At 64.6% G+C, this 15,480-nt stretch carries 17 protein-coding genes and 1 pseudogene; 10 read left to right on the forward strand and 8 right to left on the reverse strand.

Features of this window, described 5'->3' with window-relative positions:
- Position 1 precedes the first annotated feature (1 nt).
- Entirely contained in the window at positions 2–490 is a 489-nt protein-coding gene (locus tag XH84_RS06450; protein WP_128918431.1) for a phage holin family protein, read from the reverse strand.
- Positions 491–766: a hypothetical protein gene (locus XH84_RS06455; protein ID WP_128918430.1), complete on the reverse strand. Its 276-nt coding sequence runs from the start codon at positions 764–766 to the stop codon at positions 491–493. It lies immediately after the preceding gene.
- 174 nt (positions 767–940) lie between these two features.
- On the opposite strand from XH84_RS06455, the gene XH84_RS06460 reads away from it, so the two are divergent.
- The 3 genes from XH84_RS06460 to XH84_RS06470 are packed head-to-tail and all read left to right on the forward strand — an operon-like array spanning position 941 to position 3,954.
- Positions 941–2,077, forward strand: a complete 1,137-nt coding sequence (locus tag XH84_RS06460) for an ABC transporter permease (RefSeq protein ID WP_128918429.1) — start codon at positions 941–943, stop codon at positions 2,075–2,077.
- 2 nt (positions 2,078–2,079) lie between these two features.
- Positions 2,080–2,847: an ABC transporter ATP-binding protein gene (locus tag XH84_RS06465; RefSeq protein WP_164936117.1), complete on the forward strand. Its 768-nt coding sequence runs from the start codon at positions 2,080–2,082 to the stop codon at positions 2,845–2,847.
- Positions 2,848–2,850: 3 nt separating this feature from the next.
- A complete protein-coding gene (locus XH84_RS06470) occupies positions 2,851–3,954 on the forward strand; it encodes an ABC-type transport auxiliary lipoprotein family protein (RefSeq protein ID WP_128918427.1) in 1,104 nt (367 codons plus the stop codon).
- A 6-nt stretch (positions 3,955–3,960) separates the two neighbouring features.
- On the opposite strand, the gene XH84_RS06475 is transcribed toward XH84_RS06470, so the two are convergent.
- Complete coding sequence (locus tag XH84_RS06475; RefSeq protein ID WP_128918426.1) at positions 3,961–4,278, reverse strand: c-type cytochrome; 318 nt, start codon at positions 4,276–4,278, stop codon at positions 3,961–3,963.
- Between the two features lie 154 nt (positions 4,279–4,432).
- Here XH84_RS06475 and XH84_RS06480 point away from each other — a divergent pair, with 154 nt between their 5' ends.
- The 3 genes from XH84_RS06480 to XH84_RS06490 all read left to right on the forward strand — a co-directional run bounded on the left by XH84_RS06480 (position 4,433) and on the right by XH84_RS06490 (position 6,364).
- Entirely contained in the window at positions 4,433–5,146 is a 714-nt protein-coding gene (locus XH84_RS06480) for a helix-turn-helix domain-containing protein (RefSeq protein WP_128918425.1), read from the forward strand.
- A gap of 29 nt (positions 5,147–5,175) precedes the next feature.
- Complete coding sequence (locus XH84_RS06485; RefSeq protein ID WP_128948093.1) at positions 5,176–5,367, forward strand: hypothetical protein; 192 nt, start codon at positions 5,176–5,178, stop codon at positions 5,365–5,367.
- Between the two features lie 268 nt (positions 5,368–5,635).
- Complete coding sequence (locus XH84_RS06490) at positions 5,636–6,364, forward strand: Crp/Fnr family transcriptional regulator (protein ID WP_128918424.1); 729 nt, start codon at positions 5,636–5,638, stop codon at positions 6,362–6,364.
- Positions 6,365–6,374: 10 nt separating this feature from the next.
- On the opposite strand, the gene XH84_RS06495 is transcribed toward XH84_RS06490, so the two are convergent.
- The gene (locus tag XH84_RS06495) at positions 6,375–7,151 is read right to left on the reverse strand and encodes a cyclase family protein (protein WP_128918450.1); all 777 of its coding nucleotides are present in this window, start codon (positions 7,149–7,151) and stop codon (positions 6,375–6,377) included.
- A 296-nt stretch (positions 7,152–7,447) separates the two neighbouring features.
- Between XH84_RS06495 and XH84_RS06500 the strand changes: the two genes are divergently transcribed.
- The 4 genes from XH84_RS06500 to XH84_RS06515 all read left to right on the forward strand — a co-directional run bounded on the left by XH84_RS06500 (position 7,448) and on the right by XH84_RS06515 (position 11,149).
- Entirely contained in the window at positions 7,448–8,419 is a 972-nt protein-coding gene (locus tag XH84_RS06500; RefSeq protein WP_128918423.1) for a TRAP transporter substrate-binding protein, read from the forward strand.
- Positions 8,420–8,484: 65 nt separating this feature from the next.
- Positions 8,485–9,036: a TRAP transporter small permease gene (locus XH84_RS06505; protein WP_128918422.1), complete on the forward strand. Its 552-nt coding sequence runs from the start codon at positions 8,485–8,487 to the stop codon at positions 9,034–9,036.
- Complete coding sequence (locus tag XH84_RS06510) at positions 9,027–10,319, forward strand: TRAP transporter large permease (protein WP_128918421.1); 1,293 nt, start codon at positions 9,027–9,029, stop codon at positions 10,317–10,319. Before XH84_RS06505 ends, XH84_RS06510 begins: the two co-directional genes overlap by 10 nt.
- Before the next feature lie 23 nt (positions 10,320–10,342).
- On the forward strand, positions 10,343–11,149 hold the full coding sequence (locus tag XH84_RS06515) for an SDR family NAD(P)-dependent oxidoreductase (protein WP_128918420.1): 807 nt from the start codon (positions 10,343–10,345) through the stop codon (positions 11,147–11,149).
- Between the two features lie 9 nt (positions 11,150–11,158).
- Here the strand turns inward: XH84_RS06515 and XH84_RS06520 are convergent, their stop codons facing one another.
- From XH84_RS06520 to XH84_RS06535, 4 genes and pseudogenes are all read right to left on the reverse strand, one after another.
- Positions 11,159–11,929 carry a molybdate ABC transporter substrate-binding protein gene (locus XH84_RS06520; RefSeq protein WP_283811928.1) on the reverse strand — a complete coding sequence of 257 codons (771 nt, stop codon included), beginning with the start codon at positions 11,927–11,929 and terminating at the stop codon, positions 11,159–11,161.
- Positions 11,854–13,972: pseudogene (locus tag XH84_RS06525) on the reverse strand (xanthine dehydrogenase family protein molybdopterin-binding subunit). Before XH84_RS06525 ends, XH84_RS06520 begins: the two are co-directional and overlap by 76 nt.
- Positions 13,969–14,439 (reverse strand): (2Fe-2S)-binding protein, encoded by a 471-nt coding sequence (locus XH84_RS06530; RefSeq protein ID WP_128918418.1) that lies wholly within the window; start codon positions 14,437–14,439, stop codon positions 13,969–13,971. Before XH84_RS06530 ends, XH84_RS06525 begins: the two are co-directional and overlap by 4 nt.
- A 15-nt stretch (positions 14,440–14,454) precedes the next feature.
- Entirely contained in the window at positions 14,455–15,429 is a 975-nt protein-coding gene (locus XH84_RS06535) for a tripartite tricarboxylate transporter substrate binding protein (protein WP_164936116.1), read from the reverse strand.
- Positions 15,430–15,480 lie beyond the last annotated feature (51 nt).

The raw sequence follows: 15,480 nt of genomic DNA on the forward strand, positions 1-15,480 counted from the left end.
GTCAGGAGCGCGCTTCGGCCGAATTTGCCGCGGCGGAGGACTTGGGCGTCGTCCGCAAGTTCTTGATGATGATCGCGATCAGCGGGACCAGCACCGGCACGATCGTGCTGAGCGGATGATGCACCGCGCCGGACATCTGGGCCTGGAGCGCGCGCGCCTCGAGCTGAAGGGCTTCGATGGAGGTGTCGTGAATCTCGTTGGCGAGCTCGATGTCACGGCCTGACGGAGCGCGACCGGCGATCACGAAGAGAGCGGCCGCGATGGCAAAATTGACGGCGCCGAGGATGGCCGCCGCTGCAATTGCACTCCAGATCTGAACCAGCGCGAAATAGGCCGACAACTCCAGCATCAGAAGCCCGAACGCCGCGGTCAGCGCCGCAAAGGCACGCAGCCCGAGGCCGATCAGCAGATGGCGCAGCCTGATGTCCGCGATGATCCTGTCGGTGCGCCAGAGCACGCGCAGGTGTTTGACCACATTCTCGCTATTCACCTAGTGTCTCCTCAGCATGAAGCCGACGACCACGCCGAGCGCGAAGGCCGAGGCGAGCGATGTGATCGGACGGTCCGCAACGAGGCCTTGAAGCTGCTCCTGCTCTTCGTCCACGGTCTCGCCGAGCTCGGTCAGCGCGGCCCTGATCTGGTCGGCCAGTGCTTCGGCGCGATCTTTCGAGCTTTCGAACATCTCCTCGCCCGCGGTGCTCAGCAGGCGTGTGACGTCAACCTTCAGCGCGTGCAATTCTTCGCTCATCCTGTCACTGTTGAACATGGACTCGATATCCCCATTGAACGGAAGCAAGCCTAGGACCCGCGGGTGCGATCGCGCTTGATTTGCGTCAATCGGCGGCGTGGTCCGGGACTTGAGACAGGTCAAGCGGGCGGCCATATGCTGGCCTAGAAAAGCCGTCTGAATGGGGACCGATTGTCCCGATGAGGTGGAAGCGTGAACCACGAGCCGCTGTTGCTCGCAACGCCGTCCGGCGACGAGCTGAAATTGCGCCCTGAAGGGCCCTGGACTGCCGCGAATGTGGTCACGCTCGAGACATTGTCCCGGACGGTCGGAGCCGACGTCGATCGGTCGCGCGTCGTTACCCTCGACATGTCGGGCGTCAGTGCGCTCGACACGCTCGGCGCCTGGGTCTTGGAGAAGCTGTCGCGCAGGGCTGCATCGTCAGGCAGGTCGGCAAAATTCGTCGGCGTTGCCGACCATTTCAGCGGGCTTATGGACGAGGTGCGTCAGGTCAACCGTAATGCGCAGGCCCCGACGGTTGCACCCAACCCGGTGCTGGCGAGGCTGGGCGATCTCGGCAAATCCACGGTCGGCGCGCGGGAAGACATCACGATCTTCCTCCAGATGCTCGGCGCGTTGTTCATGGCGGTGATTGGTGTGCTGCGACGGCCGGGCTCGCTGCGGCTGACCTCGCTGGTCTATCAGCTCTACCGCATCGGGTGGCAGGCGATCCCCATCGTCGCGCTGATCACCTTCCTGATCGGCGCCATCATCGCGCAGCAGGGTTTTTTCCACTTCCGCAGATTCGGCGCGGAATCGTATACTGTCGACATGGTCGGCATCCTGGTGCTGCGCGAGCTCGGCGTGCTGATCGTCGCCATCATGGTCGCCGGCCGGTCGGGAAGCGCCTACACCGCCGAGCTCGGCTCGATGAAGATGCGCGAGGAGATCGACGCGCTCTCGACCATGGGGCTCGATCCGGTCGACGTCCTGATCCTGCCGCGCGTTGCGGCTTTGGTCATTGCGCTGCCCATTCTCACCTTCATCGGATCGATTGCCGCGCTCTATGGCGGCGGTCTCGTCGCGCAGTTCTATGGCGACATGGGGCCGGCGATCTACCTCGCGCGGCTGCACGAGGCCATCTCCGTCACCCATTTCGAGGTGGGCATCATGAAGGCGCCGTTCATGGCGCTGGTGATCGGGATCGTGGCCTGCAGCGAGGGATTGCGCGTCAAGGGCAGCGCGGAGTCGCTGGGGCGGCAGACCACGACCTCGGTCGTGAAGTCGATCTTCCTGGTGATCGTGCTCGACGGCCTGTTCGCCGTCTTCTTTGCCTCGATCGGAATGTGACGATGGATGCATCGCAAGACCAGTTCGCGATCCGCGTCCGTGACCTCGTGGTCGGCTTCGGCCGTCAGACCGTGCTCGACCATCTCTCGCTCGACGTCCGCCGAGGCGAGATCCTCGGGCTGGTGGGGGCGTCCGGCGGCGGCAAGTCGGTGTTGATGCGGACCATCATCGGTCTGATCCCGCGCCGGGGCGGAACCATCGAAGTCATGGGACAACCCACCGGCGGTCACGATCGAGGCGCAGCTACGACATGGGGCATCCTGTTCCAGCAGGGGGCGCTGTTCTCCTCGCTGACGGTCCGCCAGAACATCCAGTTTCCCTTGCGCGAAAATCTGGTCCTGTCGCAGGAGCTGATGGACGAGATCGCGATCGCCAAGCTCGAAATGGTCGGCTTGCGCGCCCAGGACGCGGACAAATATCCGGCGGAGCTGTCCGGCGGCATGACCAAGCGCGTGGCGCTGGCCCGCGCGCTCGCACTCGATCCGCCGATCCTGTTCCTGGACGAGCCGACCTCCGGCCTCGATCCGATCGCCGCCGGCGATTTCGACGCGCTGATCAAGACGCTGCAAAAGACGCTGGGGCTGACCGTGTTCATGGTGACCCACGACCTTGCGAGTCTGACCACGGTCTGCGACCGCGTCGCCGCGCTCGCCGACGGCAAGATCGTGGCGATTGGCCCGATGCGGGAATTGCTGCAATCCGAGCATCCCTGGGTGCGCGCTTATTTCCACGGCAAGCGCTCACAGATGCTGCAACACGAGATGAGATGAGACATGGAAACCCGCGCTCCCTACGTGCTGATCGGCAGTTTCGTGCTGGCCGCGATCCTTGCGGTGTTCGGCTTCGTCTACTGGCTGAACAACACCGGCGGCATCGGACCGCGTACGAACTACCACGTGCAATTCCAGGGGCCGGTCCCGGGTCTTCTGGTCGGCGCCGGCGTGCTGTTCAACGGCATCCGTGTCGGTGAGGTGACCCAGCTCGGGCTCGCGCCGGACAATCCGCGTTTCGTCAATGCGACGATCTCGGTTGCGACCGCCACCCCGGTCCGTTCCGACACCAAGGTCGGCCTCGAATTCCAGGGCCTGACCGGCGTGCCGGTGGTGACGTTGGAGGGCGGCGTGATCGTCGCCAAATCCGGCGAGCCGCTGACCCTGATCGCCGAGGCCGGCGCCGGTCAGAGCATGACGCAGGCGGCGCGGGATGCGCTGCGGCGGGTCGACACGGTGCTTCAGGACAATTCCGGCCCGCTGAAGGACACCATCGCGAATTTCAAGTCGTTCTCCGACGGGCTCGCGCGTAACACCGGCAAGATCGATAGCATTCTGGCTGGCCTGGAGAAGATGACCGGCGGCGGCGCTCCTGCGCAGAAGGTCACCTACGACTTGCACTCGCCGCAGAACCTCGGGCCGGCCGGCAAGACGCTTCCCGCGTCACTGGCCATTCCCGAGCCGAGCGCGGTCGCCATGCTGCAGACCCAGCGCATGCTGTTCGCGCCCGTCGGGGACAGGCCGGGCTTTGCCGACTTCCTCTGGGCCGACAGCATTCCGAAATTGGTGCAGGCGCGCCTGATCGACAGCTTCGAGAATTACGACATCGCCCACGCCCCGCTACGTACGACCGACCTCGGTCAGGCGGATTACCAGCTCCTGATCGACATCCGGCGCTTTCGGATTGTGACGGAGGGCGAGACACGGGCCGAGATCGGGCTGTCGGCGCGGATCGTGGACAAGAACGGCAAGGTGGTTGCCTCGCGCCTGATCGAGACCAGCGAGAAGCTCGACAAGGTCGAGCCGGCCGCCGCAGTCGCCGCCTTCGACGCGGCCTTTGCCCGCATCGCCAAGGAGCTGATCGGGTGGACCGTGCAGGCGGTATGACGCCGTCTATTCCAGCGTTTTCAGGTAGGACAGAAGGTCGTGGATCTGGTCCGGACTGAGTTCGAAGGCCGGCATGTCGGCGTGACCGGTGTAGATCCCCTCTGCCAGCGCCTCGCCAAGGGTCTCGATCGGATAACGCCGATGCAGGGTGCGGAGCGGGGGGGCGCCCTCGAGCGGGCTTCGGGAGGCGCGGTCGATCGCGTGGCAGCGCGCGCAATTGGCCCTTGCAAAGGCCTTGCCGCGCTGTTCGGCGGTCGGGGCCGCCAGCGCAGGTGTCATCAGAAGCAGCCCAATCAGACCGTGACGCAGGGCGCTTGGCAGCATGGAAAAGTGATCCCGTCGAACTCTGGAGGCAGAATAAGACGGGGATGCCATCCAAATTTGATCTGAGTCAATTGGCTTTGGCGCAGTGCAGTAAAATCCAGCCGCGCGATGGACTCGGCCTGGTGTCGGGGGCAGCCGGCGCGGGGAGCGGTGGATGAAGCCTTCCGTGGTCACGATTGAGCCGAACGGGCATTTCTGCAACGATTGCGCCGTACGCGGAGCGGCGGTTTGTTCGTCGCTGGACGCGGCCGAGCTCAGGGAATTCGAGCATCTCGGGCGCCGCGTTCATTTTGACGCGGGCGAGACCGTATTCTCCGAGGAGGACATCACAACCTCGTTCTACAACGTGCTCGATGGCGTCATGCGGCTGTACAAGCTGCTGCCCGACGGCCGACGTCAGATCGTCGGCTTTGCCTTGCCCGGCGATTTCCTGGGGATGAACATATCCGGCCGGCACAATTTTTCGGCCGATGCGATCGGCGTCGTGACTGTGTGCCAGTTCGCGAAGGCCGCCTTCGGACGCTTCATCGAAGACCGGCCGCAGCTGCTGAGGCGGATCAATGAGCTGGCCATTCGCGAGTTGGGCCAGGCACGCGATCATATGGTCCTGCTCGGCCGCCGCTCGGCGGACGAAAAGGTCGCCACCTTCCTGCTCGGCTGGCGTGAACGGCTGGTCGCGCTCAAGGGGCTGTCCGACACGGTTCCTCTTCCGATGAGCCGTCAGGACATCGCCGACTATCTCGGCCTGACCATCGAAACCGTCAGCCGCACCTTCACCAAGCTGGAGCGTCATGGCGTGATCGAGATCATTCATGGCGGCATCAGCCTGCTCGATCCTGCCCGCGCCGAGGCGCTGGCCGCAGCCTGACACTCCGTCCGGGACGGCCTCCGACGTTTTTGATCTCGATCAATGACACCGGCCGGCTGCAGCAAAATAATGCTGCAAACTATCGGGAGGGAATAATGCCTGCGGACGCGTTGCTGGTGACCGTTGTCGTCGTCGCGATCTTCGTCGCATTTGCCGCAGCCTTGGCTTGGGCGGACCGGCAAACCAGCTCAGGCCGGCTCGATCTGGATTCCAAGCGCTGAACTTTCGAGTTCTCGTCCGCAAGACGGCCGACGCTCGTCCGGCAGGCTCCGCCGTTCGTTAGCGCCTCAACACAATCACAGCTTGCGCAATCTGCAACTCTGCAGCGATCAAAACGCATCGGCGCATCCTTCGGATGCGGGCTCCGGCTCGACCGCGGCTTTTTCGCGGCATTTGCCTCAAATGGCGCGCGTGCTTTCCGGTTGAAAAGCCTGATAACGTTGACTACGCAGGAACCTCAGTGCCTCGCAGTCTTAGGAGCCCCGCGGCGTGCCTCAGGACAAGACCGGCGACCCTCGACAGTTGGCGGGCAACAAACTATCGGTCCTGCGCAAGCACCCGATCTTCGCGGATCTGGAGCCGGAAGCGCTCGATCAGCTCTGCCGCTACGCCAAGCACACCACCGTGAAGCGCGGCGCGACGATCGCCGCCAAGGGCGATCCCGGCAACAATCTGTTCGCGGTGATCTCGGGCACGGTGAAGATCTCCTCCTCCTCGCCGGACGGGCGGAACGCCATTCTCAATCTGATCGGTCCCGGAGAGATCTTCGGCGAGATCGCGGTGCTCGACGGCGCGCCGCGATCGGCCGATGCGACCGCCAACACCAATTGCGAGCTCTACATCATCGATCGCCGGGATTTCCTGCCGTTCGTGAAGAGCCAGCCGGCGCTGGCGATGAAGTTCATCGAGCTGCTCTGCGCGCGCCTGCGCTGGACCAGCCAGCAGGTCGAGCAGGTGATCCTGCAGAACCTGCCGGGCCGGCTGGCGAGCGCGCTGCTCGGTCTCACCGAGGAGCGCAAGTTCGACTCCGGCAGCGGCACGCTTGCGATCACGCAGCAGGAGATCAGCGAGATGGTGGGGATGACGCGCGAGAGCATCAACAAGCAATTGCGCGCCTGGGCCGGCCGCAACTGGGTTCGCCTCGAGCACGGCGCCATCGTCGTGCTGGATATGGATGCGCTGCGCGAACTCGCCGAGAGCGGCCTCGACGGCGAGTGATGCCGTCCGCCTAACTGTCGATGATGGCAACCGCGCGGGTCCAGCCCGCCGAGGCGCGTTCGATCTTCACCGGAAAGCATGAGACCGTGAACCCGGTCGAGGGCAGCTGGTCGAGATTGTGCAGCTTCTCGAGATGGCAATAGCCGATATGCCGCCCCGCCTTGTGGCCCTCCCAGATCAGGCCGGCATCTCTTGTTTCGGCATATCTCTTCGCGGTGTAGACGAACGGCGCGTCCCAGCTCCAGCCGTCGGTGCCGGTCAGCCGCACGCCGCGTTCGAGCAAATACATGGTGGCTTCATAGCCCATGCCGCAGCCGGAATTCACGTATTCGGCCTTGCCGAACTTTGCGCCGGCGCTGGTGTTGACGACGACGATCTCCAGCGGCGACAGCGTGTGCCCGATGCGCTTCAATTCCTTCTCGACGTCGTCGGCGCTCGCCACGTAGCCGTCGGGCAGATGCCGGAAGTCGAGCTTCACGCCGGGCTGAAAGCACCATTCCAGCGGGACCTCGTCGATCGTCCATGACCGCTCGCCGCGGTTCATGGTCGGATGGAAATGCCAGGGCGCGTCGAGATGCGTGCCGTTGTGGGTCGACAGCGACACCTGTTCGACGGCCCAGCCCTGTCCGTCCGGCAAGTCCTTCGCCTTGAGCCCCTCGAAGAATTGCAGCATGCGGGGCAGGCCCTGCTGATGGTCGATATACTGGATGGTCGGATGGTTGCCCGGCGGATCGGCCGTCACGTCGTTTCTCAGCGGCACCGAGATATCGATCAGCTTCCGCGGCATGGGCATTCCTTCGAGATGGTCCGCTGTGTCGGTCATCTTGAGGTGCCTCGATTGCTGGCGTCAAGTCACGTGCCGGCGACGTCAGCCTGCCCGCCTTACCCCGCCATAATGCGAATTGCGCCAGAAATCGATCGATGCAACTGTTGCATCGATCGATGCCGGATTTGGCTTGGACAGAGAATGCCGCCCGCCCTACGGACGACATTGGCGCTTGACTTCACGCCTGAGGTGGAGCGACCCAAGGCGGCTCGCAGCATCTGCCGACAACGACATAATCAACCCCGGAGGAAGCCCAGATGAAGACACTCACCGGCATCATCACAGCCGTTGCACTGGCGGTCACAGCGCCCCTGGCGACCGCGCGTGATTTGCGTTCCGCCGACGTCCACCCCGCCGATTATCCGACCGTCGAGGCCGTCAAGTTCATGGGCAAACAGCTCGCGACGGCGAGCGGCGGCAAGCTCGGCGTGAAGGTGTTTCCCAATGGCGCCCTGGGCTCGGAGAAGGACACCATCGAGCAGCTCAAGATCGGCGCGCTCGACATGATGCGGATCAACGCATCGCCGCTCAACAACTTCGTGCCCGAGACCATCGCCCTGTGCCTGCCCTTCGTCTTCCGCGACACGCAGCACATGCGCACCGTGCTCGATGGGCCGATAGGCGACGAGATCCTGGCCGCCATGGAGCCTGCGGGCCTGGTCGGTCTTGCCTATTACGACAGCGGCGCCCGGTCCATTTACACCGTCAAGGCGCCGGTCAAATCGCTCGCCGACCTCAAGGGCCTGAAGATCCGCGTCCAGCAATCCGATCTCTGGGTCGGCATGATCCAGAGCCTCGGCGCCAACCCGACGCCGATGCCGTATGGCGAGGTCTATACCGCGCTGAAGACCGGCCTGGTGGACGCTGCCGAGAACAACTGGCCCTCCTACGAGTCGTCGCGTCACTTCGAGGCCGCCAAGTTCTACAACGTTACCGAGCACTCCCTGGCGCCCGAAGTCCTCGTGATGTCGAAGAAGGTCTGGGACACGCTGAGCAAGGAGGATCAGGCGATGATCCGCAAGGCGGCCAAGGAGTCGGTGCCGGTGATGCGCAAGCTCTGGGACGAGCGTGAGCAGGCCTCCCGCAAGACCGTCGAAGCCGCCGGCGTTCAGGTCGTCACGATCGCCAACAAGCAGGAATTCGTCGATGCGATGAAGCCGGTGTACCAGAAGTTTGCCGGCGACGAGAAGCTGCAGAGCCTCGTCAAGCGTATCCAGGACACGAAGTAAGAACATCAGGGCGGGTCCGGCGTCGCCGTGAGGTGACACCGGACCCTCGCCGGGGGAGACGCGGGATGACAGACCCACACGTCGCAGATCACGAGCATGACGCGGTCACCGGACGCCCGTCGACCGGCTTGCTGTCGCGGATCAATGCACCTGTTGCGCGCGCGGGGATGTATCTCTCCGTGACCGGACTGCTGGTCATCGTCGCCATCGTATTCTACCAGGTGTTCGGGCGTTACGTGCTCAATTCCAGCCCGACCTGGACGGAGAACCTCGCATTGGTGCTGATCCTGTATGTCACGCTGATCGGCGCCGCGGTCGGCGTGCGCGATGCAGGGCACATTGGCATGGACAGCTTGCTGGTGATGCTTCCGGATCCCGTGCGAGAAAAGATCGAGCTTGCGATCCATGTGCTGGTCGCCGTCTTCGGCATTGCCATGGCCTATAACGGCTGGATCCTCGGGGCGTCCGTAGGCACCGTGAAGATCCCCAATCTCGGCCTTCCCGAGGTCATCCGCTACGTGCCACTGATCGCCTCCGGCATCCTGATCGTCTCCTTTTCCATCGAGCACATCATTGCTCTCTTGCGCGGCGAAGAGGTCGTCCCCTCATGGAACTGATCATCCTCGGTGCCACCTTCTTCGGCTTCCTGGTCCTCGGCGTGCCGGTTGCCTTCGCTATCGGCCTCTCGGCGATCTGCACCATCCTCTACGAAGGCCTGCCGGTCGCCGTCATCTTCCAGCAGATGATGTCGGGGATGAACATCTTCTCGTTCCTCGCGATTCCCTTCTTCGTGTTCAGCGGTGAGCTGATGCTGCATGGCGGCGTCGCCGACAAGATCGTCCAGCTCGCCAAGAATCTCGTCGGACACATCCGCGGCGGGCTCGGCATGTCGAACGTGGTCGCCTGCACACTGTTCGGCGGCGTCTCAGGCTCGCCCGTGGCCGACGTGTCGGCGATGGGCGCGGTGATGATCCCGATGATGAAAAAGGAAGGGTTCGACACCGACTACGCCGTCAACGTCACCACCCACGCTTCCCTGGTTGGAGCGCTGATGCCGACCAGCCACAACATGATCATCTATGCCCTGGCCGCCGGCGGCAAGGTCTCGATCGGCGCCCTGATCGCCGCCGGCCTGCTTCCGGCGCTGGTGCTGATGGTCTGCATGCTGGTCGCCGCCTACGCCGTCGCGGTCAAGCGCGGTTATCCCGCCGGCAAGTTCCCGGGCTGGGCCGAGGTGTTCCGTTCGTTCGCGGCCGCGCTGCCTGGCCTTCTGATCGTCGGCATCATCCTGGCGGGCATCCTGTCCGGCGTCTTCACGGCAACCGAATCCGCGGCCGTCGCGGTCACCTACACGATCCTACTGACGTTCTTCATCTACCGCACCATGACCCTGCAGAATTTCCTGCGCGCTGCCGCCAAGGCGGTGAAGACGACGGGCGTGGTGCTGCTGCTGATCGGCGTCTCCACCATGTTCCAATATCTGATGGGGCTCTATGAAGTGGCCGACTTCGCCGGCGACCTGATGAGCAAGGTGTCGTCGCAACCCTGGATGATCTTCCTGCTCATCAACGTCATTCTGTTCGTCCTCGGCACGTTCATGGACATGGCAGCGACCATCCTGATCTGCACCCCGATCTTCCTGCCGATCGCGATGAAGGCGGGCATGGATCCGGTGCAGTTCGGCATGCTGATGCTGATCAACTGCGCCCTTGGGCTGAACACCCCGCCGGTCGGAACGACCCAGTTCGTGGGCTGCGCCATTGGTGGCATTTCGGTGGGCGCGGTGATGCGCACCATCCTGCCGTTCTACGCTGCACTGATCGCAGCTCTGATGTTCGTGACCTACGTCCCCGCGTTCTCGCTGTGGCTGCCCCGCCTGCTGATGGGCTACAAGGGATAGCAGCAATACAGGAGAATTCGTTCGTGACTGACTATCGCAAGCTCTTCGATCTCACCGGCAAGACGGCCGTGGTGCTCGGCGCTGCATCCGGCATCGGCAAATCGTCTGCCGAAGCGCTGGCCGGGCTCGGCGCCCGAATCGTCTGCGCCGATCGCGCGCTTGACGCTGCCGAGGCGACCGCTGCCGGCATTCGCGACAAGGGCGGCTGGGCCGAAGCGGCTAGCTGCGACGCCGCGAGCGCCGCGGACGTCAATGCGCTCGCCAAGACCGTAATGCAGAAGTTTCCGCGGCTCGACATCGCCGTGACGACGCCCGGGCTCAACATCCGCAAGACCATCCTCGACTATACCGAGGAGGATCTCGATCGCGTCCTCAGCCTCAACGTCAAGGGCACCGTCTGGTTCTTCCAGGCCTTCGGTCGCATCATGGTCGAGCAGAAGGGCGGCAGCATCATCGCCTGCTCCTCGGTACGGGCGGTGACCATCGAGCCGGGCCTCGGCGTCTATGGTTCGACCAAGGCGGCGATCGGCCTTCTGGTGAAGGGCTTTGCCTCCGAGGTCGGCCATGCCGGCGTGCGCGTCAACGCCATCGCGCCCAGCATCGCCGAGACCGCGCTCACCGGTCCGTTCAAGCAGCGGCCCGACATCTACAATCTCTATGCCGGCCACACCGTGTTCAACCGCTGGAGCAGTGCCGACGAGGTCGCGACCGCCGTCGCCTATCTCGCGTCCGATGCCGCGAGCTATGTCAGTGGCAGCACACTGTTCGTCGATGGCGGCTGGACCGCCGTCGACGGTCCGCCGACCGGTCTCACCCAGCTGCATAAATAGGCTTCGCGCCTAGCCGGTAAAGCCCATGCGCTGGCGCAGATCTCTCCGATCTGCGCCAGTCAGCAGTGCGATCAGCGCGGCGGCCTCCTTTGGATGTGCGGCTCGTACGGTTACGCCGGCCGTATACATCGTCACGAGCGCGTAGCCCGGCGGCAGCGATCCTGACAACGTGAGGCCGTCGGTTGCGATGATCTCGGTCGCCTGCGTGCATCCGATCGGGCGTGCCGCCGTCGATGCCGCGAGCTCACGCATCGCAGTCGCGCCGTTCGGAAAAATCTTGAGGCGCGAGGCGACTTCATAGGCGATGCCGAGCTGGTCCAGCACTTTTGCGACGTGTTGGCCCGCGGTCGAGGCCTTGGTGTCGGGGACGTAGATCGCGTCGGCACCGCGCAGCACCTCGCGCAGATCAGCCTCGGTCTTCACCGTCAGCTTGGGATCGCGACTGCGGACCGCCAGGGCGGTCTCGACCCGGCCGACATCCGTGAGCGAGGATGGGGCGACGAGCTTCTCCTCGGCGAGCTTTGCAAGCAGCGCCTGCGTCAGGATCACGAGATCGGCCGGCGTACCGGCGCGCAGCTTGTCGGCCATTATGCCGACCGCGCCGAATTCACCGTCAATGCCGAATCCGGTCTGCGCCTTGAAGGCCTCCGCGAGGCCGCGCACCAGGCCTTGCGCCGCGCCGCCGCTCAAGATGTTCAGTGTCGTCAAGACGCACGCTCCATGGCTGCAATGATCTTGTCGCGCGTGATCGGCAGGTCGCGTACGCGCACGCCGAGACAATCGTAAACTGCATTTGCGATTGCCGCCGTCACCGGGCCGTGAGCAGCTTCGCCGGCGCCGACCGGTTCGATCTCCGGCCGCTGGATGATCTCGACGTCCACCGCCGGCACCTCGCTGAACGTCAGGATCGGATAGTCCGTCCAGGAGGTCGAGGTGATGCGGGTCCGGTCGAAGCGGACACGCTCCTTCAGCACCCAGCTCGTCGCCTGGATCGCGCCGCCCTCGATCTGATTGATGACGCCGTCCGGATTGATGGCTTCGCCGACATCGACTGCAAGCGTCAGCCGCTTCACGCGGATATCCTCGGCGCCCTCGATCTCGGCGATCGCGGCGCAATAGGCGCCGGAGTTCTTGTAGCGGGCGAAGCCGACCGATGCCGGGCCGCTTCTGCGGCTTCCAGGCGGCGCGCCGCGCCGCGGCGCGGATCACGTCCTTCGCGCGCTCATCGCGCAGATGGCGCAGGCGGAATGCGATCGGGTCCTCACCGCGCAAGGCTGCGATCTCGTCGAGCAGGGACTCGATGGCGAACACGTTGCCTTGTGCGCCGAGAGTCCGCAGCGCCGAGGTGCGCACCGGCATGGTCAGCCGCCGGTGACTCGTGATCGTCCAGGCTGGAAAGTCATAGAGCGGAACGGAGTTGCGGTCGCCGCCGCCGCCATTGGCCGCCGGCGGGTTGGTCGAGATCATGCGCGGATAGGGATTTGTGATCTCGGTCGCCGCAAGCAGCGCCGGCTGCGCCGCGCGTCCCGGCCTTGCGGCGTGGCCGTTGCTCCAGATCGCATGGCGCCAGCCGACGATCTCGTTGTCGGCGCCGAGATCGGCCTCGATCTCGATGGCCATGGCCGCGCCAAAGGGCGCATGGGACATCTCGTCATGGCGCGACCATTGCACCCGCACCGGACGGCCGCCGGCGGACTTGGCGAGCAACACGGCATCGAGCGCGACGTCGTCGGCGGCGTTGTGCCCGTAGCAGCCGGCGCCCTCCATGTGCTCGACCACAATGTTCTCCGCCGGCAGCTTGAGCACGATCGCGAGATCGGTGCGGAGCAGGTAGACGCCCTGGCTGTGCGTCCAGACATGAATGCGATCGCCGTCCCATCGTGCCACAGCGCAGGACGGCGCGATCGAGGCATGTGCGATGTAAGGGCGGGTATATTGCCGGCGGAGGGTTTGGGCGGGCTTGCGGGCTGGCCCCACCGTCCTGGTGTCGATGACGGTGGTCTCGACCGGCTGGCTCTTCAGGAAGCCCGCCAGATCGTCTTGATCGGGCAGCGGCTCGCCGGCCGTCCATGTCGCGCCCTTGCGCAGAGCCTTGAGGGCTGCGTCCGCCGCCGCCTCGGTGTCGGCGACCACGCCGGCAAAACCGCCGTCGCGAACCACCGCAACCAGGCCGGGGACCGCGCGCGCCGCCTTCTCATCGAGTGCGGTCAACTTGGCGCCCGAGATATCCGGCCGCAGCACGCGTCCGTGCGCCAGTCCTGGCAGCGCAAGGTCGTGGATGAAGCGCGGTCGTGCGAACACCTTGTCGGGAATGTCGACGCGCTGGACCGAATGTCCGGCGACGTTGCGCTTGTCGGCGCCCTTCGCAGCCACGTCCGCGGCGGCATCGTGGTCGAGCGAGACCTCGCCGCTCAATTCCCAATAGCTGGTCCTGACATTGCCGGGACCCAAGATCATTCCGTCATCGACATTGAGCTGCGACATGTCGACGCCCAGACGTTCCGATGCCGCGCAAAGGAAGCGCTGGCGCACGTCGGCGCAGACATGGCGGAGCGCGCGGCCGGATTGCTGGATCGACAGGCTGCCCGAGGTGACGCCCTCGTTTGGGCTTATCGCCGTTGAGGCGCGGACCATCTCGATCCTGCCGATATCGACGTCGAGCTCGTCCGCCGCGATCTGCGCCAGCGCCGTGATGATACCCTGGCCGATCTCGACCTTGCCGGGCGAGATCGCGACACGGTCGTCATCGGTGAACCGCACCCATGACGACAGTTTTGGATTGGCCGCGAGGCTGACCGGCAGTTTCGGGGCAGGGGACGTCATGACGCCGCCATCTCCGCAGCCGCACGCAGCACGGCGCGGACCATGCGGTTATGCGACCCGCAGCGGCACAGATTGCGGTCCAATGCGGCTCTGACCTCTGCCTCCGTCGGTGACGGATTGCGCTTCAGCAGCGCCGCGGCGCTGACGAGGATCCCCGCGACGCAATAGCCGCACTGCATCGCCTGTTCGGCGATGAAGGCGCGTTGCAGCATATGCGGTTGCTCTGACGTGCCGAGGCCCTCTAACGTCACGACGTCCTTGTCCGCGACCGACCACAACGGCATGTCACAGGAGGCCATCGCATGGTCGCCGACCATAACGTAACAGGCGCCGCACTCACCAGCGCCGCAGCCGAAATGCGCACTGGTGACGCCGAGCCGACCGCGCAGCACATCGAGCAGCGTCTGATCGGGATCGGCATCGACAGCCATGGCACCGCCGTTGAGGCGGAATTGAATGGTCGGCATGATCGCTCTGCGGCCTCAGGATTTGTCGAACTTCTTGACGACGTCAGCCCACTTCTCGATGTCGCCGCGCAGGAATTTGTCGAACTGTTCCGGCGTCATCGACATGGGCACCGCGCCCTGTTCCGTCCAGAGCTTGACGATGTCAGGCCGCTTCACCATTGCGTTGATGGCTGCATTGAGCTTGTCGATCACAGGCTTCGGTGTGCCGGCCGGTGCCATCAGACCCAGCCAGATCGTCGCCTCATAGCCGGGCACTCCGGCCTCGATCGCCGTCGGTACGTTCGGAAGCACGGTCGAACGCTGTCTGCCCGTAGTGGCGAGCGCGCGGACCTGTTTCTCGGCAACGTTCGGCGCCATCGCCGGCACCGCGTCGATCATCATCTGGACCTGTCCGCCGATCACGCCGCTGCGCGCCTCCCCGCTGTTGCGATAGGGAACATGGACGACGTCGATGCCGGCCATGGCTTTGAACAGCTCGCCGGCCATGTGATAGGGCGTGCCCTGACCGGAAGAGGCATAGTTCAACTTGCCCGGCTGCGCTTTGGCGAGAGCGATGAACTCCTGCAGGGTCTTGGCCGGGACACTCGGGTTCACCACGATGACGAGATCGGAATAATTCACCGGCGCGATCGGCGTGAGGTCGCGCATCAGCTCGTATTTGCGTTTGTCCGCCGTCAGCAGCGATTCATTCGCGGTCTGGGTGTTCGACATCATGAGCAGCGTGTAGCCGTCGGCCGGCGACTTCGCCGCCTCAATCGTGCCGATGACACCGCCGGCACCGGTGCGGTTCTCGACCACGAAGGGCTGGCCAAAGCTCTCCTGGAGCACATTGCCGATCAGCCGGGCCGCGACGTCGGCCGGTCCGCCGGCGCCGAACGGCACCACGATCCGGACCGCGTGGGTGGGATAATCCTGCGCGAAGGAGGGGGCCGCGGAGAACGCGGCCAGCAGGCCGGCCGCCAATGCCAGCGCGAAGCTTCGGGCTATCATGCCCACCTCCCTGATGTCGTTCTTGTTGATCGGCACTGTAGCGGGACGGAA

This window comes from Bradyrhizobium nanningense (genome assembly GCF_004114535.1).
In the GTDB taxonomy this organism is placed as follows: domain Bacteria; phylum Pseudomonadota; class Alphaproteobacteria; order Rhizobiales; family Xanthobacteraceae; genus Bradyrhizobium; species Bradyrhizobium nanningense.

Coding starts and splice junctions, on each gene's coding strand:
- XH84_RS06455 (WP_128918430.1), bottom strand. CDS start 766: ATGTTCAACAGTGACAGGATGAGCGAAGAATTGCACGCGCTGAAGGTT.
- XH84_RS06465 (WP_164936117.1), top strand. CDS start 2,080: ATGGATGCATCGCAAGACCAGTTCGCGATCCGCGTCCGTGACCTCGTG.
- XH84_RS06470 (WP_128918427.1), top strand. CDS start 2,851: ATGGAAACCCGCGCTCCCTACGTGCTGATCGGCAGTTTCGTGCTGGCC.
- XH84_RS06475 (WP_128918426.1), bottom strand. CDS start 4,278: ATGCTGCCAAGCGCCCTGCGTCACGGTCTGATTGGGCTGCTTCTGATG.
- XH84_RS06480 (WP_128918425.1), top strand. CDS start 4,433: ATGAAGCCTTCCGTGGTCACGATTGAGCCGAACGGGCATTTCTGCAAC.
- XH84_RS06495 (WP_128918450.1), bottom strand. CDS start 7,151: ATGCCGCGGAAGCTGATCGATATCTCGGTGCCGCTGAGAAACGACGTG.
- XH84_RS06500 (WP_128918423.1), top strand. CDS start 7,448: ATGAAGACACTCACCGGCATCATCACAGCCGTTGCACTGGCGGTCACA.
- XH84_RS06505 (WP_128918422.1), top strand. CDS start 8,485: ATGACAGACCCACACGTCGCAGATCACGAGCATGACGCGGTCACCGGA.
- XH84_RS06510 (WP_128918421.1), top strand. CDS start 9,027: ATGGAACTGATCATCCTCGGTGCCACCTTCTTCGGCTTCCTGGTCCTC.
- XH84_RS06530 (WP_128918418.1), bottom strand. CDS start 14,439: ATGCCGACCATTCAATTCCGCCTCAACGGCGGTGCCATGGCTGTCGAT.
- XH84_RS06535 (WP_164936116.1), bottom strand. CDS start 15,429: ATGATAGCCCGAAGCTTCGCGCTGGCATTGGCGGCCGGCCTGCTGGCC.